This window comes from Pseudomonas lyxosi (genome assembly GCF_047758685.1).
GTDB classification, from domain to species: domain Bacteria; phylum Pseudomonadota; class Gammaproteobacteria; order Pseudomonadales; family Pseudomonadaceae; genus Aquipseudomonas; species Aquipseudomonas lyxosi.
On sequence record NZ_CP180481.1, the window covers coordinates 4,936,888 to 4,957,168 of the forward strand.

Genomic DNA, 20,281 nt, shown 5'->3' on the forward strand with positions numbered 1-20,281 from the left:
AGTTACTGAAACCGGGCGCATGCGGCCACTACTGTACTGTGGTTTAATTGCGCCCTTTTTTGCCCCCTCGCTTGCAGCAAAGGATCACTGTTCATGACTCAGCCCCACGCAACCAAAGTCCTGGTCATTGGTTACGTCTGGCCCGAGCCCCGCTCTTCAGCGGCTGGTGGGCACATGATGCAAATTCTCGAGACCTTCTTGCAGCAAGGCTGGGACATTACGTTCAGTAGTCCGGCCGGCACCGGTGAACACCGGGCAGACCTGACGGTCTTGGGCATTCGCGAAGTCCCGATCGAATTGAACAACAGCAGTTTCGACACGTTCATCAGCGAACTGGCCCCGGATATCGTTCTGTTCGATCGGTTCATGATGGAAGAACAGTTCGGCTGGCGCGTTGAAAAACACTGCCCCGATGCCTTGCGCGTGCTTGAGACCTCCGACCTGCAAAGCCTGCGAGATGCCCGCCATCAACGCCTCAAGGAGCGTTTGAAGGCCAGTGACGACGCCAATGACTTCAATGAACTGTTCGCGCCGGCGTTGCGTGAAGAGTTTGAACTCATGGCCGAGACCGATCTGGCCAAACGGGAAATCGCAGCGATTTATCGTTGCGACTTGAATCTGATGATTTCTGAAGTGGAGATCGAGTTGCTGGTCGAGCAATTCAAGCTGCCGCGCCAGTTGCTGCACTGGTGCCCGCTGATGGTCGATCTGCCGAGCGCGCCACCGGTTTCGTTTGAAGACCGTGCGCACTTTCTCAGCATCGGCAACTTCCGTCATGCGCCCAACTGGGATGCGGTGCTCTGGATGAAAACCACTATCTGGCCGCTGATCCGCGAACAACTGCCAAAGGCTCAATTGCACATTTACGGTGCTTACACACCGCCCAAAGCGACTGCGTTGCACAACCCCGGCCAGGGTTTTCATGTAATGAACTGGGCGGAAGATGCGTTAAAAGTCATGTCTGGCGCACGGATTTGTCTGGCCCCCCTACGCTTCGGTGCCGGCATCAAAGGCAAAATTGTCGACGCCATGTTGTGTGGCACGCCCACGATCACAACACCGATCGGCGCAGAAGCGATGCATGGTGAACATCTCTGGCCGGGGGCTGTGACCCGAACAGCACAGGCGTTCGCCGATTGCGCGGTTCAGCTGTACAAGGACGAGGCTCTGTGGACGGACGCCCAATCCCAAGGGAAGACATTGCTGGCCGATCGTTATCGACAATCGGAACATGGTCCGGCGCTGATCGAAAAGTTGTTGTATTGCCAACAACACTTGGCACAACTTAGAAGCGATAACTTTACGGGAAGTATGTTGCGTCATCACCACCATAAAAGTACGCAATACATGGCGCAATGGATTGAAGCGAAGAATCGAAATTTGTTATAGAGCTCACACCAACAACAAACATTTTGCATTATCGCCGTCAGCAGCGAGCCCTGTGGATATTCATGATGAGCTTAATTCCTGGTTCGACCCGAAGAAAAGCGACTGGGCGTCAAAGTGCAACATCATCAATGTCGATTTTATTGAAGAGCCCAACATTGTCTCTTATTGCCGAACTGTAAACCTGACGAAAGCGAGCAAGCGAAACTAACAATTTTCGCGCCATCAAATAGCTATTCTTGTGTAAGTGTTTCCGACGCTGGCAATACTGCCACGCACTTCTATGCTGAGTCATGAAAGCCTTTTGTCTCAGGCGAGTAATACGGATGTGGCACCCAGCCACATCCGACACATGAACTTCTTCTCCCCACGGACGGGGCGAATCAACGACAAGGAACTGTCATGACCCGCAATACAGCAACCACATTCGACAAACAGAAATGGATGAGCAACGTACTGGATATCGGCCAGTTGAAGCTGACTGATATTGTCTGGCCCGGCACGCACAACGCCGGCATGGACAAAAAAGCGCCCAACTATGAGGTGGTGGTCGGCAACTGGACGACGTGCCAGAACGACTCATTTGCCTGGCAACTGGCCAACGGCGCACGGGCGTTCGATATCCGGCTTGGCTGTATCGCCGGCCCGGTAGTACCGGTGTTCTACTTCCATCACAACGGCTATCAGTCCCACCGCATCCTTGATGTACTGATCGACGCGGTGACGACATTTCTCGACCGAAACCCGGACGAATTCATCGTCCTCGACTTCCACCAGCTAGGGGATGCGGCGAAGCCTTTCGACTACCACCAACTCAATGATCTTCTGATCCGCCACCTGGGCTCGCGCTTGATCCGTCCTTCGGACGCGCTCAGTACCGTGGAACAGCTCAAGCACGCCAGTTCGCAGCGCCGCATTGTCATGGCCGCACAGGCGAAACCCGGACTCGACAGTGAGTATTTCTGGCCGCAAATACCTCACAAATGGAACGGCAAGGTATTCACCGACACCATCGAGCTGCAATCGCATATCCAGACCACCCTCGTGGGCGCGCCTTACGATACATTTCTCTGGTCTTTGCCGGCGACGTGCTATTCGCTGTTGGGTGGCCCGCAGCACATCAAAAACCAAATCGACGACTGGTTCCACACCACCCGCGACTGGGTCACCCGTTGCAGCATCATCAGCACAGATTTTTTTGACGAGGCGGATATTGTCCGCAACTGCTGGAGCGCCACCAGCATGAAAGCAGTTTACGGAGACAGGTTGCACGAGCCGGCCTGAGCAAAAGTCGTGGCAGGCTGGCACAGAAGGCGGCAAAAGAGGCATGATCCGACAGCGATAACAAGAAAAGCGCCCTGACATGACCCGAACAGCCCGCGTGACAGATCCCTCCTACGAACTGATGGACGACCACAACGGGTTGTCCATCATCTACCGCCAGCACGGATTCCCCTGCCCGTTGGTGCGCTGGCATTTCCACAAGGAATACGAACTGCACCTGATCGTCGCCAGCTCCGGCAAAGTGTTCATCGGTGACTACATCGGTAACTTCTATCCGGAATCGCTGTTCCTCACCGGCCCCAACCTGCCCCACAACTGGATCAGCCAGGTGGCCGAAGACGAAGTGGTGCCCAAGCGCGACATGCTGGTCAATTTCACGGACGAGCTGTTCGACAGCGGCCACTTGGTGTTTGCCGAACTCAAGACGCTGGCGCCGCTGTTGGAGCGCGCCCAGTACGGCATCGAGTTTCGCTGCAAGCGCACCATCCGCCAGGCCATGACTTTGATGCAGCGCATCGCCGACACCAAAGGCGTGACGCGCCTCGGGCACTTTTTCATTCTGCTGGAGTTGCTGGCGACCTCTGACGACTATCAGCTGCTGTCCGGGGCCACGACACCGCAATTGGCCGACGAGCACAATATTGATCGCACCAACCGGGCGGTGGATTACATCTTCGCGCATTACGCCCGTGAACTGCCGCTGGAGGAAGTCGCCGAGCACTTGGGCATGAAGCCGACTTATTTCAGTCGAGTGTTCAAGCAAGCCACCGGTCGCTGCTTCATCGAATTCGTCAATCGACTGCGCATCAGTAAATCCTGTGAGCTATTGGCCGACGGTGACAAACCGGTAACCGATGTGTGTTTCGAATCGGGCTTCAACAATATTTCCAATTTCAATCGGCGCTTTCAGCAACTCAAGGGCATGACGCCGTCGCATTACCGGCGGTTGGCCGTGCAGCGGTTGACTGAGCAAAATCAGCACTGATTTTGTAACACGGACGCTCCCTGTAGCAGCTGCCGAAGGCTGCGTTCGACTGCGCAGCAGGCGCCAAACCTGCGACTCCATTGCACCAGGGTCACCGCGTACTCTGCTCCAGCGAGTGCTTCGCACTCGAACGCAGCCTTCGGCAGCTGCTACAGGGCGCCAGGTGCCAAATCCTGCCTTTCCAGACCTCAGTGCAAAATAGTATCGATTCAAGTGCGATGGATGATTTGTCACGTCATCAATTGAAGGCTGTAATCAGTGCACATTCTTCCTGCCGTCGGAAGACACAAAAACAATAACTGTCCTTCTGCAACCCGCCGGGTGCAGAAAAGGAGTGCACGATGCAACCTTCTGTAAAAGCTCTGCTTACCCTCACCTGCATGACCCTCAGCAGCGTCAGCCTCGGCGCCCAGACCCTGACCATCGCCACCGTCAACAACAGCGACATGATCCGCATGCAAAAACTCTCGAAAACCTTCGAGGCCGAGCATCCGGACATCAAGCTCAATTGGGTGGTGCTGGAAGAAAATGTCCTGCGCCAACGCCTGACCACCGACATCGCCACTCAGGGCGGACAGTTCGATGTACTGACCATTGGCATGTACGAAGCCGCACTCTGGGGCGCCAAAGGTTGGCTGGAGCCGATGAAGGACTTGCCGGCCAGTTACGCCCTCGACGATGTGTTCCCATCGGTACGTGAAGGCTTGTCGGTCAAGGGTTCGCTGTATGCCTTGCCGTTCTACGCCGAAAGCTCCATCACCTATTACCGCACCGATCTGTTCAAGGAAGCCGGGCTGACCATGCCCGAGCACCCGACCTGGACCCAGATCAGCGAATTCGCCAGCAAACTCACCAATAAGGATAAAGAACAGTACGGCATCTGCCTGCGCGGCAAGGCCGGTTGGGGCGAGAACATGGCGCTGATCACCACCGTCGCCAATGCCTATGGTGCGCGCTGGTTCGATGAGCAGTGGAAGCCGGAATTCACCGGTCCCGAGTGGAAAAACGCGCTGAACTTCTACGTTGACACCATGAAGAAGTCCGGCCCGCCGGGTGCATCGAGCAACGGTTTCAACGAAAACCTCGCGCTGTTCAACAGCGGCAAATGCGCGATCTGGGTCGATGCCAGCGTCGCCGGTTCCTTCGTCACCGATAAGACCCAAAGCAAGGTCAGCGACCACGTCGGCTTCACCTACGCACCGCACGAGACCACCGACAAGGGCTCGGCCTGGTTGTATTCCTGGGCGCTGGCGATACCGACCAGTTCCAAGGCCAAGGACGCAGCGAAAACCTTCAGCGCCTGGGCCACTTCCAAGGAATACGGCGCATTGGTTGCCGAGAAAGACGGCATTGCCAACGTACCGCCAGGTACCCGCGCTTCGACGTACAGCGATGAGTACATGAAGGCTGCGCCGTTCGCCAAGGTGACCCTCGAGTCGCTGAAAGCCGCGGACCCGAGCAAACCGACCCTCAAGCCCGTGCCATATATCGGCATCCAGTTGGTGACCATTCCTGAGTTCCAGGCCGTGGGCACCCAGGTCGGCAAGCTGTTCTCGGCAGCGCTGATCGGCCAGACCACGGTCGACCAGGCCCTGACCGCTGCCCAGTCAACCACCGAACGTGAAATGAAGCGCGCCGGTTACCCCAAGTAACCCCCAATCCCTGTAGGAGCAAAGCTTGCTCGCGATGAACGATAACGAGGTTCATCTGACGAGCCGCGTCGTGGCTATCGCGAGCAAGCTTTGCTCCTACAGGTTTCGCGTTACATCTGCTCCTGTTCCCAATCGGTTCTATCGCCATGAATATTTCAACTGCCAAAGCTCACATGGACATTCCCCAACCGGTGCGTAAAAGCCGGTTGGCCAACCCCGGCTGGTTCCTGGTCAGCCCCTCGGTAGCGTTGTTGCTGCTGTGGATGATCGTGCCGCTGGGCATGACCGTTTATTTCTCGCTGATCCGCTACAACCTGCTCTACCCCGGTGAGAACGAGTTCGTCGGGCTGGAGAACTTCAGCTACTTCCTCAGCGACTCCGGTTTCCTGCCCGGCGCCACCAATACCTTGTTGCTGGTCGGCAGCGTGCTGCTGATCAGCGTGGTGTTCGGCGTGCTGATCAGTGCGCTGCTGGAGGCCAGTGAGTTTCTCGGTCGCGGCATCGTGCGGGTGATGCTGATCTCGCCGTTTTTCATCATGCCCACCGTCGGTGCGCTGATCTGGAAAAACCTGATTTTCCATCCGGTGTCGGGGATTCTCGCCTACGTCTGGAAGCTGTTCGGCGCGCAGCCGGTGGACTGGCTGGCGCACTACCCGCTGCTGTCGATCATCATCATTGTGTCCTGGCAATGGCTGCCGTTCGCGATCCTGATCCTGATGACCGCCATGCAGTCCCTCGACCAGGAACAGAAGGAAGCCGCGCGCCTCGACGGTGCCGGGCCGATCGCGATTTTCTGGCACCTGACCCTGCCGCACCTGGCCCGCCCGATTGCCGTGGTGGTGATGATCGAAACCATCTTCCTGCTCTCGGTGTTCGCCGAAATTTTCACCACCACCAACGGCGGCCCCGGCTACGCCTCGACCAACCTCGCCTACCTGATCTACAACCAGGCGCTGGTGCAGTTCGACGTCGGCATGGCGTCCGCCGGCGGTTTGATCGCGGTGGTGATCGCCAACATCGCGGCCATCGTGCTGGTGCGCATGATCGGCAAAAACCTGACAGACAAAGCCTGAGGCCTGCGCCATGACCCTTCAACAATCCCGCCGTCTGCAAAGCCTGCTGCTCGGCACCCTGGCCTGGGCCATCGCGATCCTGATCTTCTTCCCGATTTTCTGGATGGTGATGACCAGTTTCAAAACCGAAATCGACGCGTTCGCCACGCCGCCGCAGTTCATCTTCACGCCGACGCTGGAGAATTACCTGCACATCAACGAGCGCAGCGACTACTTCAGTTTCGCCTGGAACTCGGTGGTGATTTCCTTCAGCGCTACGGCCCTGTGCCTGCTGATCGCGGTGCCGGCGGCCTACTCGATGGCGTTCTACGAAACCCAACGCACCAAAGGCACGCTGCTGTGGATGCTCTCCACCAAGATGCTGCCACCGGTGGGCGTGCTGATGCCGATCTACCTGTTGGCCAAGAGTTTCGGCCTGCTCGATACGCGCATCGCCCTGATTGTGATCTACACGCTGATCAACCTGCCGATCGTGGTCTGGATGATTTACACCTACTTCAAAGACATCCCCAAGGACATCCTCGAAGCGGCGCGCCTCGACGGTGCCACGCTGTGGCAGGAAATGGTCCGGGTGCTGCTGCCGATCGCCAAGGGTGGCCTGGCCTCGACGGTGCTGCTGTCGCTGATCCTGTGCTGGAACGAAGCGTTCTGGTCCTTGAACCTGACCTCGTCGAAAGCCGCGCCGCTGACCGCGTTGATCGCCTCGTACTCAAGCCCCGAAGGTCTGTTCTGGGCCAAGTTGTCGGCGGTGTCGACGCTGGCCTGCGCGCCGATCCTGATCTTCGGCTGGATCAGCCAGAAACAATTGGTCCGCGGCCTGTCGTTCGGCGCCGTGAAATAGCCCTCAAAGAATAAGCACAAAAGGAGCGCCACCATGGCCAACCTGAAAATCAAGAATCTGCAAAAAGGCTTCGAAGGCTTTTCCATCATCAAAGGCATCGACCTGGAAGTGAACGACCGCGAGTTCGTGGTGTTTGTCGGCCCGTCGGGCTGCGGCAAATCCACCCTGCTGCGCCTGATTGCCGGCCTGGAAGAAGTCAGCGGCGGCACCATCGAGCTCGATGGCCGCGACATCACCGAAGTCAGCCCGGCCAAGCGCGACCTGGCGATGGTGTTCCAGACCTATGCCCTGTACCCACACATGAGCGTGCGCAAAAACATGTCGTTTGCCCTCGACCTGGCCGGCGTACCGAAAGCCGAAGTCGAGAAGAAAGTCGGCGAAGCGGCACGCATCCTCGAACTCGGGCCGATGCTCGAACGTAAACCGAAACAGTTGTCCGGCGGTCAGCGTCAGCGCGTGGCCATCGGCCGGGCCATCGTGCGCAACCCGAAAATATTCCTGTTCGACGAACCACTGTCCAACCTCGACGCCGCCCTGCGCGTACAGATGCGACTGGAACTGCTGCGCCTGCACAAAGAACTCAAAGCCACGATGATTTACGTGACCCACGACCAGGTCGAAGCCATGACCATGGCCGACAAAGTTGTCGTACTCAATGGCGGCAAAGTCGAACAAGTCGGCTCGCCCCTGGATCTGTATCACCAGCCGGCCAACCTGTTTGTCGCCGGATTCCTTGGCACGCCGAAAATGGGTTTCCTCAAGGGCAAAGTCACCCGCGTCGAAAGCCAGAGCTGCGAAGTGCTGCTGGACGCCGGCACCCGCATCACGTTGCCGCTGAGCGGTGCCAACCTGAGCGTCGGCGGCGCGGTGACGTTGGGCATTCGTCCTGAACACCTCAACCTCGCGCAAACCGGCGACTGCACTTTGCAGGTCACGGCCGACGTCAGCGAACGCCTGGGCAGCGACACCTTCTGCCACGTGGTGACCTCGTCCGGCGAAGCCTTGACCATGCGCGTTCGCGGCGACCTGGCCAGCCGTTATGGCGAGTCGCTGAGCCTGCATCTGGACGCCGAGCACTGCCATTTATTCGATGCCGACGGTGTGGCGCTGACCCGCCCACTACGCGCTGCGGCCTGATTTCGAGACCTTGTGATGAAACTCAATAAACAGAACCTCAACCGCCTCGCCCCCGAGGTGGTCCTGCCCGCCTACGCCCTGAGCGACACCCGCCAAGGCATCGCGCACATCGGCGTCGGCGGTTTCCACCGGGCGCATCAGGCGTATTACACCGATGCGTTGATGAATACCGGCGAAGGCCTGGACTGGGCGATTTGCGGCGTCGGCCTGCGCGCCGAAGACCGCCGCGCCCGGGACGATCTCAAAGAGCAGGATTACCTGTTCACCCTGTTCGAGCTGGGCGATACCGACGACACCGAAGTTCGGGTGATCGGCGCGATTCGCGACATGCTGCTGGCCGAAGACGGCGCGCAAGCGCTGATCGACAAACTCGCCAGCCCCGAGATCCGTATCGTTTCGCTGACCATTACCGAAGGCGGCTACTGCATCGACGACAGCACCGGCGAGTTCATGGCCCAGCTGCCGCAAATCCAGCACGACCTGGCACACCCGAACGCACCGAAAACCGTGTTCGGTTTTCTCTGCGCCGCGCTGGCCAAACGTCGTGCAGCCGGCACACCTGCGTTCACCTTGATGTCCTGCGATAACCTGCCGCACAACGGCGCGGTCACTCGCAAAGCGTTACTGGCTTTCGCCGCCCTGCGCGATGCCGAGCTGGGGGACTGGATCGCCACCCACGTGAGTTTCCCCAATGCCATGGTCGACCGCATCACGCCGATGACCAGCACCGAACACAAGCTGCAACTGCACGATAAACACGCTATCGACGATGCCTGGCCGGTGGTCTGCGAACCGTTTGTACAGTGGGTGCTGGAAGACAAGTTCGTCAACGGTCGACCGGCCTGGGAAAAGGTCGGCGTGCAGTTCACCGACGACGTCACGCCTTATGAAGAGATGAAAATCAAACTGCTCAACGGCAGTCACCTGGCGCTCACTTATCTGGGGTTTTTGAAGGGTTACCGCTTCGTTCACGAAACCATGAACGACCCGCTGTTCGTGCGCTACATGCGTGCCTACATGGACCTGGACGTGACCCCGCAGTTGTCGCCCGTGCCGGGGATTGACCTGACCGAGTACAAGAACACCCTGGAGGCGCGCTTCTCCAACCAGGCGATTGCCGATCAGCTGGAACGCGTGTGTTCGGACGGTTCGTCGAAGTTTCCGAAGTTCACCGTGCCGACGATCAATCGGTTGATTGCTGATGGGCAGGAGACCAAACGAGCGGCATTAGTGGTGGCGGCTTGGGCGTTGTATCTGAAGGGCGTGGACGAGAATGGCGATACCTACAGCATTCCCGATCCGCGGGCGGCGTTTTGTCAGGCGCTGGTGGTGGATGATGCGTTGATTACGCAGCGGTTGCTGGCGGTTGAAGAGATTTTTGGTACGGCGATTCCGCATTCGCCGGAATTCGTGGCGGCGTTTGAGTGGTGCTGTAACAGCTTGCGTGACGTCGGCGTAACAACAACCCTCGAACGAGTACTCGCCAACTGATCGTTCCCACGCTCTGCGTGGGAATGCAGCCCGGGACGCTCCGCGTCCCATCCAAAAGCGGACGCAGAGCGTCCATTGAGGCATTCCCACGCAGAGCATGGGAACGATCTTCGGCAGGGTGTATCCATGACAAACCGACATTTATTCCTCGGCATCGACTGCGGCACCCAAGGCACCAAAGCCATCATTCTCGACGCCATCAGCGGTCAGGTGCTGGGCCAGGGTGCCGCCGCGCACAGCCTGATCAGTGGCGCCAATGGCCGCCGCGAGCAAGACACCTCGCAATGGCTGGAGGCCTTCGCGCTTGCCACCCGCCGCGCATTGCTCGCGGCGAAGGTCGACGGCCAGGACATCCTCGGCATCGGCGTTTCCGGCCAGCAACATGGGTTGGTGCTGCTCGACGATCAGGGCCAGGTGCTGCGTCCGGCCAAACTCTGGTGTGACACCGAATCCACCCCGGAAAACGACCGTCTGCTTGCCCATCTGGGTGGCGAAAAAGGCTCCCTGGAACGCCTCGGCGTTGTGATCGCGCCGGGCTACACCGTCTCCAAACTGCTCTGGACCAAAGAACAACATCCGCAGATTTTCGCTCGCATCGCGCGCATCCTGCTGCCCCATGACTACCTCAATTATTGGCTCACCGGCCGCAGTTGCAGCGAGTACGGCGACGCCTCGGGTACCGGCTATTTCAATGTGCGAACTCGTCAGTGGGATTTACAGCTGCTGCGTGACATCGATGCCACCGGGCGACTGCAAGCCGCGCTGCCGGAGCTGATTGACGCTCATCAAGCGGTCGGCACGATCCTGCCGAGCATCGCCGAACACCTGGGCATCAACCCGCAGGCACTGGTGTCCAGCGGCGGTGGCGACAACATGATGGGCGCCATCGGCACCGGCAATATCAAGCCCGGCGCTATCACCATGAGCCTCGGTTCTTCGGGGACGGTGTACGCCTATGCGGATCAACCGAAGGTCAGTCCGGACGCTTCAGTCGCAACGTTCTGCTCCTCCAGTGGTGGCTGGCTGCCGCTGATCTGCACCATGAACCTGACCAATGCCACCGGTGTGATTCGCGAGCTGTTCGAACTGGATATCGAGCAGTTCAATGCCCTCGTCGCGCAAGCCCCCATCGGTGCCGAAGGCGTGTGCATGCTGCCGTTCCTCAACGGCGAGCGCGTCCCCGCCCTGCCCCATGCCACCGGCAGCTTGCTGGGGTTGACGATGACTAACCTGACTCAGGCCAACCTGTGCCGCGCGGTGGTCGAAGGCACGACCTTCGGTTTGCGTTATGGGCTGGACCTGTTGCGCCAGAATGGCTTACAAAGCCGCAGTATCTGCCTGATCGGCGGCGGCTCGAAAAGCCCGGTGTGGCGGCAGATCGTCGCTGACATCATGAACACCCCGGTGATCTGCACCGAACAAAGCGAAGCCGCGGCCCTTGGCGCCGCGATTCAGGCGGCGTGGTGCAAGTCCTGGGAAAACGGGCGTGAAGACAGCCTGGAGGATCTATGCGAGCGTTGCGTGAAGCTCGACCCGGCCAGCGAAACCTGGCCGATTGCCGAAAATGTAGCGGCCTGTCAGCAGGCCTACGAACGCTATCAACAGCATGTCGCAACCCTTTAAAGAGTGAATAACTATGTACCTGGTGTGTGGCGAAGCGCTGTTCGATTTCTTCAGTGAAGACGATGCCAGCGGCCTGGCTTCAAAAGTGAATTTCAAGGCGATTGCCGGCGGCTCGCCGTTCAACGTGGCGGTGGGTTTGCGCCGTTTGGGGGTGGAGGCTGCGCTGTTTGCCGGCCTGTCCACCGACTACCTCGGTCGGCGCTTGCAGCAGGTCCTGCAGGATGAAGGCGTGCGCCCGGATTACCTGGTGGATTTCGCTGCGCCTACGACCCTGGCGATGGTGGCCGTCGGTGCCAATGGTTCGCCGCATTACAGCTTCCGGGGTGAAGGCTGCGCGGATCGTCAGCTGAAAACCGAGCATCTGCCGGAACTGGGCCCTGAAGTACGCGGCCTGCACATCGGCTCGTTTTCGCTGGTGGTGCAACCGATTGCCGACACACTGTTGGCATTGCTGCAGCGGGAAAGCGGTAAACGCTTGATTAGCCTTGATCCGAACGTGCGGCTCAATCCTGAGCCGAATATCGACCTGTGGCGTTCGCGGATTGCGACCTTGGTTGAACTGGCCGACCTGATCAAAGTCAGCGATGAGGATTTGAGCCTGTTGTACCCCGAGCAGGATCCGCAACGGGTAATTGAAGGCTGGCTGCAGCATCGCTGTCAGTTGGTGTTTCTGACCCGTGGTGGCGAGGGGGCGACGGTGTTCAGCCGTATGCATGGCTCCTGGTCGGTGCCGGCGAGTTCAGTGAAAATTGCCGACACCGTAGGCGCTGGCGATACGTTCCAGGCAGCGTTGATTACCTGGCTGACGGAGCAGCAGCTGGATTCGGTTGAAGGTGTGCAATCGCTCGGCCGCGAGCAGATTGACGGGATGCTCAAATTTGCAGTGCAAGCGGCGGCGCTGACGTGCAGCAAGACCGGGCCGGATTTACCGTATCGCCAGCAGCTCACCTGACGATCGTTCCTACGCTCTGCGTGGGAATGCCTCAAGGGACGCTCCGTGTTCCAACTCGCGAAAGGGACGCGGAGCGTCCCGGGCTGCATTCCCACGCGGAGCGTGGGAACGATCAGTTAGAGCACCGAAAAGTTGTAACTCACGATCAACCTGGTCTCATCGACATCCCGGGCAAACTTCTCGTAGTTCGTCCGGTATGTCGCATTACGCAATCGCAGGCTGACATCTTTGAACGTCCCGCTCTGCACCACGTACTTGAGCTCGCTGTCGCGCTCCCACTCCTTTCCTTCCTGATCACTGCCCAGCACCTTGATGTGGTCACCGTTCACATAACGGGTCAGGAAACTCAGCCCGTTGATACCAATCGCCTTGAAGTCATAGTCATAACGCAGCTGCCACGAACGCTCCTGCGCAGCGGCGAAGTCGTTGACCTGTACATAGTTGACCAGGTACGGATTGGTCCCATCCAGGTACGGCATCGAATTGTCACCGTTCATGCGCTGCCAACCGGCGCTGAAGGTGTGACCGCTGATGGCGTAAGCGAGCATGCCGCTCAGGGCGCGGTTGTCGATGGAACCTGCACGAGCGGCGCCGCTGTCGGCACTCTTGAGCAGTCGAAGGTCAGCCTTGAGCATGCCGTCACCCAACGGCTGGTTGGCCAGCAAACCTACGAAGTGCTGACGGTAGATGTCCTCAAGCTCGGCGTAGTGATATTGGCCGGTCAGGCGCTCGTTGATCTTGTAGTCGAAGCCGTACATGTCGAAATGATCGGCGGTGACGTTGCAGGCATAACGCTTGTTCTTGCAGTGCACGCGGATGTCCTGGGAGTCGGTGGAATCCCGGGCGGTGTACTTGTCCAGCCGCGCCGCCATAAAGGTCAGGTCCTTGACCTCTTTGGAGGTGAGCATTGCGCCATTGAACATCGTCGGCAGCAAACGACCGTCGTTGTACTTGAGCAGCGGCACGTCAGGCAGCAGTGCGCCGTACTTCAATACGCTTTGCGAGAATCGCACTTTGGCGGTCAGTCCCAGTTTTGCGTATTCGTCTTTCGACCCACGCGGATCCTGCCCCGTGGACGGCAGCAAACCGCTGTTGCTGCTGTCGGCGCTGGAATCGAGCTTGAGCCCCAGCATGCCCAACGCATCGATACCAAAACCGACGGTGCCTTCGGTGTAACCCGATTGCAGATTGAGAATAAAACCTTGAGCCGACTCTTCACGCTTCGAAGCGCCCTGCTCGGCGGACGTGTGCCCATCCCGAAAGTCGCGATTGAAATACACCGTGCGCGACTCGAGTTTCGCCGTGGTGTCGTCGATAAAACCGCTCGCAAAAGCCGACCCGGTAAAACCGGCGCACAGGACTAAAGCGCCGAAGCCGAGTGACTGGCGCGCGGTGATGAGAGTAAAGGGGGGACGCATGAAAAAAAGCTCCAACAGTGCAGCGTTTGCGCAAGGCGCAATAAGCCAGAAAATAGCCTTCGCCCCGGACAAGTAACTTGCCAAGATGAAGTGGACACACAGAAGTGAGCGGCGATGATGGCAGAAGGCTGTTACGGGCTACAGACGACTTTAGTCGGTAAATGACTGTTCGTTTCCTTGAACGAGGCGCTTTAATCCTGCACCATCCGCCCCAGCTTATTCAAAGGACGGAATTAAAGGCATGCTGGACGCGAACGCAATCCATATTTCCCTGACGCTGGAAGGCGTTTCGGTTGACCTTCAGGTACTCAGCTTCGTCGGTCGCGAAACCCTCAATCAACCGTTCTGTTTCGACATCGAACTCGTCAGCGCGCGCCCCGACCTGAAACTCGAAGAGTTGCTGCACAAGCCTGGCTGCCTGACCTTCGGCGCCACCGGCAAAGGCATCATCCACGGTCTGGTCTACCGCATCGAGCAAGGCGATTCCGGCAAAAGCCTGACCCGTTACAGCATCAGCCTGGTGCCGCAACTCGCCTACCTGCGCCACAACCATGACCAGCAGATTTTCCAGCATTTAAGTGTGCCGAAGATCATCGCTCAGGTCCTCGAAGCGCGCGGTATCCTGGCCGACGCCTACAGCTTCCAGCTCGGCGCGATCTACCCGGAACGCGATTACTGCGTGCAGTACGACGAATCCGACCTGCATTTCATCCAGCGCCTGTGCGAAGAAGAAGGCATCCACTTCCACTTCCAGCACTCGTCCAGCGGCCACAAACTGGTGTTCGGCGATGACCAGACGGTGTTCCGCAAACTCGCGCCCGTGGCCTATCAGCAAGACTCCGGCATGGCCGCCAAGAAACCGGTGATCAAGCGCTTCAACCTGCGCCTGGAAACCCGCACCACCCGCGTCAGCCGCCGCGACTACGACTTCGAGAAACCGCGCATCCTTCCCGAAGGCGCCGCCAAAAGCGAATTCGCCCCGGACCTGGAAGACTACGACTACCCCGGCCGTTTCACCGACCGCGAACGCGGCAAACAACTGGCAACCCGCGCCCTGGAACGCCATCGCAGCGACTACAAACTTGCCGAAGGCAAAGGCGACGAGCCAACCCTGGTCAGCGGCCACTTCATGGCCCTGAGCGAACACCCGCGCGCCGAGTGGAACGACCTCTGGCTGCTGCTGGAAGTGGTGCACGAAGGCAAACAGCCGCAAGTGCTCGGCGCAAACGTCATCAGCGACGTCACCCAGAACAAAGACGATTTCCACCAGGGCTACCGCAACCGCTTTCTCGCCGCCCCGTGGGACGCGCACTTCCGCCCTGCCCTCGAACACCCGAAACCCAAAGTCTTGGGCAGCCAGACCGCCATCGTCACCGGCCCTAAGGGCGAAGAAATCCACACCGACCAATATGGCCGCGTCAAAGTCCAGTTCCATTGGGACCGCGAAGGCCAGGCCGACGACAACACCAGCTGCTGGCTGCGCGTCGCCACCGGCTGGGCCGGCAACGCCTACGGCGGCATCGCCATCCCGCGCATTGGCATGGAGGTGCTGGTGTCGTTTATGGAAGGCGACCCCGACCAGCCGCTGATCACCGGCTGCCTCTACCACAAGGAAAACGTCGTCCCCTACGACCTGCCGGCGAACAAAACCCGCAGCACCTTCAAGACCCTGAGCTCACCGGGCGGCAACGGCTACAACGAATTTCGGATTGAAGACAAGAAAGGCGCGGAACAGATTTATCTGCACGCCCAGCGCGATTGGGATGAAAACATTGAGCATGATCAGAAGATCCGCATCGGCAACGAACGGCACGACACAGTCGAGGCCAATGTTTTCAGTGAGTTCAAGGTTGAAGAACATCGGATTACCCATCTGGATCGCAAGACGGAGACCCGGGCTAATGATCACCTGACGGTTGCCGTGACTCAGCATGTGAAGGTGGGGACGGCGCAGTTTGTCGAGGCCGGTCAGGAGATTCACTACAACGCCGGGGAAAAGGTTGTGGTTGAGGGTGGCATGGAGCTGACGGCCAAGGCTGGCGGGAGCTTTGTGAAGATTGACGCGGGGGGCGTGACGATCAGTGGTGCGCAGGTGAAGGTTAACTCGGGGGGTGGACCGGGGTCGGGGACGCCTGCTGCGCCGTTGTTGCCGGGGCCGATGAAGGTGGCGGATGCGGATAAGGCCGGCAAAGTCCCGATACCACTGCCAAAACGGCTGAACGAGTCCGGCATCACTCCGTTGTGCGGAAAACAGAGCAACGGCGCCTGCAGCCGTAAGGATTGCACATGCATGTAAAAGCGTTGAACGCCCTCCTCGCCGAACCCCGCCATTCGTTCGAGCAACTGCCGAGAGAACCGTCGAGCCAGACGCTGTGCTTCATCATCGATCGCACCCGCCAGCCTGAGGCCATGAGCCGCCTCTACCGTGTCGGCGAACCGATGAACTCCCAAGGCTTGTTCATCGGCACCGATTTCGCCGAGATCGCCGCTGACGGCCCCTTGTGGCTCAACGCGCCATGGGGCAGCCGCTTGGCCGCCGAAGCCGCAAAGCTTTGTGAAGAAAACTTTTCCGGCATCGCCCTGACCACTGACGACCCGGTCAAGGCTTTGGCCCATGCGCGCTGGCTATTGCGCGCCAATGACGGTTCCGGCGGCCAAAGCCTGCTGAGCTATCACAAGCCAAGCCTGTGGGCCGCACTGGCCTACACCGCCGGCGAAACCTCGCATCAACTCTTCGGCCCTTGGCAACACGTCTACACCCCTGCCCCGGCTCATTTCGGTGCCGGCAACGGTCATTGGTTGAGCTGGGCCCCAACCTCGGAACTCGAATGGCTGGGCGACGTCTCAGCGTTCAACATCCCGGACGATGCACCAAAGGTTCAAGAGCCATTGGGTTGGGTCTACTGGGTCGATGAGCAATACACCGCATTTGGCGAGCCGACTGACGAAGAGCTGCCCAATATCGCGGAAAACCTTGATGTGCTGGTCAATCACAACATCTACGAAGGCCGGCATTTACTCAAACTGGCCCACATCGCCAACGGCCCGCTGCTCGAAACACAACCCCAGGCCATGGCCATCCTGCAATCCAGGGAAGAGTCGTTCATCAAGGTTGAACAGCTGAAGCAACTCGCTACCAGCGCCGCCTGATGAACCCGTCCGCGTAACGAATGAATGGAAGCATTTATGGAATCCAATACCAGCGCTGTACCTACTGCACCAACAGCCGAAGAAACCTGTGCGAAGCCGCCACGGGATCTGGGTGAACAGCCCAATGCACCTGATGAAACGCCAGGCTCTCATGACAAAGTAAAAACGCCGTGTTCAACAACCTACGGCAGCGCGATTTACGACACCGAAAATGAATCGTTCTGGCTACTGCCGGAACGCACAACTTCGGCGCTTAAAGAAGCGGCCAACGATCTGGAACAAAAAGTAAGTTCAAGCAAGTCTGCCGAGGAACGCAAAAAAGGCCTCTACAGCACAGGGTTGCTTGAATACTTCCTCGAACCCAAATTGGGCAACTTTCTCGCGGGCGAAGAGCAAGCGCGAATGCTCGAGATTGAAACGCAATACCCAAGCATCAGTGACCTGGATGCCACGTTGCTGGAGGCGCAGCAACAGAGAAAGGCTGCAACGCTACCGGCTCCGGCGCCCTCGACGCCTCTAACTCGACTTGAACAAGATGACATCAAAAAGTCCGAGTGGATGGCAGCGCAACAAGACGCAACGCGGGTGCACGGCGTTCATGCAGAATGGCAAAAGTTGAAGCGCACCGCCATCGTCGCCGCTAAAGAAAAGGGTTACGCCTACGAAAGCGGAAGTCTGTACTCCCCTGAAGCCCTTGCAGCGCGCGAGGGCGTTCAGAAATACCTCAAAGCTCGAGAAACCTTACTCAAAGAAAAAGACCTGGCCACATTAGGCTCGGCTGAACTTGCGCCGCTTCTGGCTGAAGACAAAAAGCGACTAGACGAGGTCGCGACTTGCGGGGCGAATAACCAACTCCCTCTTTGTACGTACGTGCGCGATCAGGAAGCACAGCGTTTAAAAAGAAAAGCGATCTATGTTGCTTACCTTGAGTCCATTACCAGTGTCGCTCAATACGGAATTGCCTTACCCGAATTCGCCCTGATTCCCGCGAGCGGTGCTTCGGTCGAAGGTGGCGTCGACCTGTTCAAGCAATACTTGGCGCTTGAGAAAAAGCAGACAGAGGTCAACGAACGCCTTAGCAAAAAATATAAAGGCTGGATCGAAGCAAGCGGCCGACAGGCCAAAGCGCCGGCCAATCTTGTTTCCCTCGAGCGCGCCGAATGGGACCGTCTGCAGGCAGATAAAGAAAAGTTACGACTGCAAGCCGAGAAAAACATGGAAACCGCACCTGTTCGCCGGCATCTGTTGTGGGAGCCCGAGCAGTTCCAGGCCAAGCCGATGGACCGGCTGGTCAAGGATGGTTTTCCGCTTCATGAAATGAGCATGCTGGATGACCTCAAAAAACCGCTGACTTACCTGAGCATGTATTCGCTTCCAAGACTTCAAGCCACCGTCAAGAACGACTGGAAAAAGGTCGGCGCCAAAGTCAAAGACTTGACCAAGCGTCCAGGCAACAGCACTGGCAAAGCCGCCACCGACAGTGAATTGAATTTGTTCGGCCAATGGCTCGAACAGGAAGGCGCTCTGCGGATCAAGGACCAGGAAAGCGACTGGTTTTCCCCCGAAGGCTGGTTCGAGATCGAAAAGTTTTACACCTTTCTGCAAACCAGGAATTACAAAGTCACTACCCTTGATAGTGCCGGCAGCCGCAAGGAATGGGGAGTACGCCTGCAACAGGTGTTGTTCAAAGACAACGTGCGCAAGACCTTTCGCATTTTTGATATCAGCCCCCAAGCGCAACTGGTTCGCTGCCTGACGTCGTCATCCACTGAGATCATTCACGGGTCAACAAAAGTCGAAGGCCCCGCTTTTAGCCTGGCGGAAGGATTTAAAGCTTCGGCCAAAGCGTCATTCGGCGTCGACCTCGCCCGAGGTGAAGTCGAACTGTTTAAAGTCGATTTGCCTGAACGCAGCAAAGCCAAAGAAATCACGTTTACCTATCTAGACGGCAATAGCGTCCAGCAAACACTCAATCTGGGCCGGTTTTCGTTGTATCTCGGCGCCAAGGCCTGGGGCTATGCCGGCGCCTCGCTGCTGCTTTCCTCCGAGATAGCGCTGGACGTTGGCAACGCGGGATTCCATTTGGCTCCGCCAGAACCCGTGGTGCGGACCGGAGACAAACGCGATTTCGTCCACACCGAAACCAGCGATCAAATCAAGGGAGTCAATAAAAACCTGCAAGTGCAGAATGGAGGCAAAGCCGCTTTCAATTTATTCGCCGGTTTGCAATCGGGAATCATGGTGACCGGCGCCTTGAACTGGGCCCCGCCCTCCGAAGTCGCCATGCTACAACGGGCACCCACATCGGGGTCCAAAGACTCGATGAAGACAAACGAGTGGTTCAGCCTCGCTCGTTTGACCGCCGAACTAAATGTGGCCGCAGGTTTGGGGGCAAAGGGCGAAGCGAGTATTTCGTTGTATGACGGCCGGTTGATTTTGGTACTGAAAGCTTCGTTGGTAGCCGGCCCCGGTGTAGGTGGGGCTTTCAAGTTCGAAGTGGGTTACGACGCAGTAACAGAGCTGATCAACTTGTTCCGTCGAGAGCTATATAAGAATAAGCAGAATCCGTTTATTTCGGTTGATGACCAGGCATTTACTTTGATGTCGAACCTGAATACTTTGGCTGTTTGTGGGTTTGATGTTGGGATGGTGTATTTGCAGGGGATTGACATGGTGATGTCACTCTACGAATCGCTGACTGCCACGGGTAAAGGTGGACCGATTGCAGATGCTATTATTTATTATGGGAACCAAGCAGAATTGGAGGAATGGTGCGTTAACGCGATTCCGGGAGCGTTGGGTCCACTATTAATGACTTTAATTAGTCCTGCAGACGAGTTCAGCATTAACAGTACCAACTCATCGGGCGATACAGCGAAAACAGAACGCAAATACGACAAAAGCCAAGCGTACCTGATTCAACAAAAAGCTATTGAGCAAGTTCTTAAGTGGATATTAGATAACGCAAAAAAACAGAATACCCTCGATAAAGCCCAGAACCAGTTCGAGGAGATCTGCATGCGGATGAATCGCTTTGGATTAAAGCCAGCAAATGAAAGGCAATTTTATTGCGAAAATCGACTAGCGCTTGATAACTTTATGTCAGATGCAGTCCTAAGACTTGCCGATCCAGAAAACGACAAAATGCGTACTCGCTATGCTCAACATGTGAAATTATTAGGCGCCAATAGTGATAATTACTGCCAACGCAGCCAATTTTATGGCCGGACATATTTACCCGCCGGCAAAGCCAAGTACATTGGTCCAGACCAGTAGAAACTGAGGACAA

At 57.7% G+C, this 20,281-nt stretch carries 14 protein-coding genes and 1 pseudogene; 14 read left to right on the plus strand and 1 reads right to left on the minus strand.

The window, feature by feature from the left end; all coding sequences use genetic code 11:
* Positions 1–93 precede the first annotated feature (93 nt).
* The 11 genes and pseudogenes from ACMXYI_RS22570 to ACMXYI_RS22620 all read left to right on the plus strand — a co-directional run bounded on the left by ACMXYI_RS22570 (position 94) and on the right by ACMXYI_RS22620 (position 12,424).
* Positions 94–1,389 carry a glycosyltransferase gene (locus tag ACMXYI_RS22570; protein WP_415769151.1) on the plus strand — a complete coding sequence of 432 codons (1,296 nt, stop codon included), beginning with the start codon at positions 94–96 and terminating at the stop codon, positions 1,387–1,389.
* A gap of 49 nt (positions 1,390–1,438) precedes the next feature.
* Positions 1,439–1,597: pseudogene (locus ACMXYI_RS22575) on the plus strand (phospholipase); the annotation flags it as partial.
* A 191-nt stretch (positions 1,598–1,788) separates the two neighbouring features.
* Positions 1,789–2,670: a phospholipase gene (locus tag ACMXYI_RS22580; protein ID WP_415769152.1), complete on the plus strand. Its 882-nt coding sequence runs from the start codon at positions 1,789–1,791 to the stop codon at positions 2,668–2,670.
* Positions 2,671–2,749: 79 nt separating this feature from the next.
* Complete coding sequence (locus ACMXYI_RS22585) at positions 2,750–3,655, plus strand: AraC family transcriptional regulator (RefSeq protein WP_056740114.1); 906 nt, start codon at positions 2,750–2,752, stop codon at positions 3,653–3,655.
* A gap of 341 nt (positions 3,656–3,996) precedes the next feature.
* A complete protein-coding gene (locus tag ACMXYI_RS22590; RefSeq protein WP_415769153.1) occupies positions 3,997–5,307 on the plus strand; it encodes an ABC transporter substrate-binding protein in 1,311 nt (436 codons plus the stop codon).
* Between the two features lie 146 nt (positions 5,308–5,453).
* Positions 5,454–6,380, plus strand: coding sequence for a carbohydrate ABC transporter permease (locus ACMXYI_RS22595; protein WP_046055095.1), 927 nt, complete (start codon positions 5,454–5,456; stop codon positions 6,378–6,380).
* Between the two features lie 10 nt (positions 6,381–6,390).
* Entirely contained in the window at positions 6,391–7,221 is an 831-nt protein-coding gene (locus ACMXYI_RS22600; RefSeq protein WP_046047128.1) for a carbohydrate ABC transporter permease, read from the plus strand.
* Positions 7,222–7,254: 33 nt separating this feature from the next.
* Complete coding sequence (locus tag ACMXYI_RS22605; protein WP_140678725.1) at positions 7,255–8,358, plus strand: ABC transporter ATP-binding protein; 1,104 nt, start codon at positions 7,255–7,257, stop codon at positions 8,356–8,358.
* A gap of 15 nt (positions 8,359–8,373) precedes the next feature.
* Entirely contained in the window at positions 8,374–9,849 is a 1,476-nt protein-coding gene (locus ACMXYI_RS22610; RefSeq protein ID WP_415769154.1) for a mannitol dehydrogenase family protein, read from the plus strand.
* Positions 9,850–9,975: 126 nt separating this feature from the next.
* Positions 9,976–11,472: a xylulokinase gene (xylB, locus tag ACMXYI_RS22615; protein WP_415769155.1), complete on the plus strand. Its 1,497-nt coding sequence runs from the start codon at positions 9,976–9,978 to the stop codon at positions 11,470–11,472.
* A gap of 13 nt (positions 11,473–11,485) precedes the next feature.
* Positions 11,486–12,424 carry a carbohydrate kinase family protein gene (locus tag ACMXYI_RS22620; RefSeq protein ID WP_415769156.1) on the plus strand — a complete coding sequence of 313 codons (939 nt, stop codon included), beginning with the start codon at positions 11,486–11,488 and terminating at the stop codon, positions 12,422–12,424.
* Positions 12,425–12,540: 116 nt separating this feature from the next.
* Here the strand turns inward: ACMXYI_RS22620 and ACMXYI_RS22625 are convergent, their stop codons facing one another.
* Positions 12,541–13,842, minus strand: a complete 1,302-nt coding sequence (locus ACMXYI_RS22625; RefSeq protein WP_415769157.1) for an OprD family porin — start codon at positions 13,840–13,842, stop codon at positions 12,541–12,543.
* 241 nt (positions 13,843–14,083) lie between these two features.
* Between ACMXYI_RS22625 and ACMXYI_RS22630 the strand changes: the two genes are divergently transcribed.
* Genes ACMXYI_RS22630 through ACMXYI_RS22640 form a run of 3 tightly spaced genes read left to right on the plus strand, consistent with a single transcriptional unit; the run spans position 14,084 to position 20,268 of the window.
* Entirely contained in the window at positions 14,084–16,138 is a 2,055-nt protein-coding gene (locus ACMXYI_RS22630) for a type VI secretion system tip protein VgrG (RefSeq protein ID WP_415769158.1), read from the plus strand.
* Positions 16,129–16,992 (plus strand): DUF4123 domain-containing protein, encoded by an 864-nt coding sequence (locus ACMXYI_RS22635; protein WP_415769159.1) that lies wholly within the window; start codon positions 16,129–16,131, stop codon positions 16,990–16,992. The genes ACMXYI_RS22630 and ACMXYI_RS22635 overlap by 10 nt, the downstream gene beginning before the upstream one ends.
* 36 nt (positions 16,993–17,028) lie before the next feature.
* A complete protein-coding gene (locus ACMXYI_RS22640) occupies positions 17,029–20,268 on the plus strand; it encodes a hypothetical protein (protein ID WP_415769160.1) in 3,240 nt (1,079 codons plus the stop codon).
* The last annotated feature ends 13 nt before the right edge of the window (positions 20,269–20,281 follow it).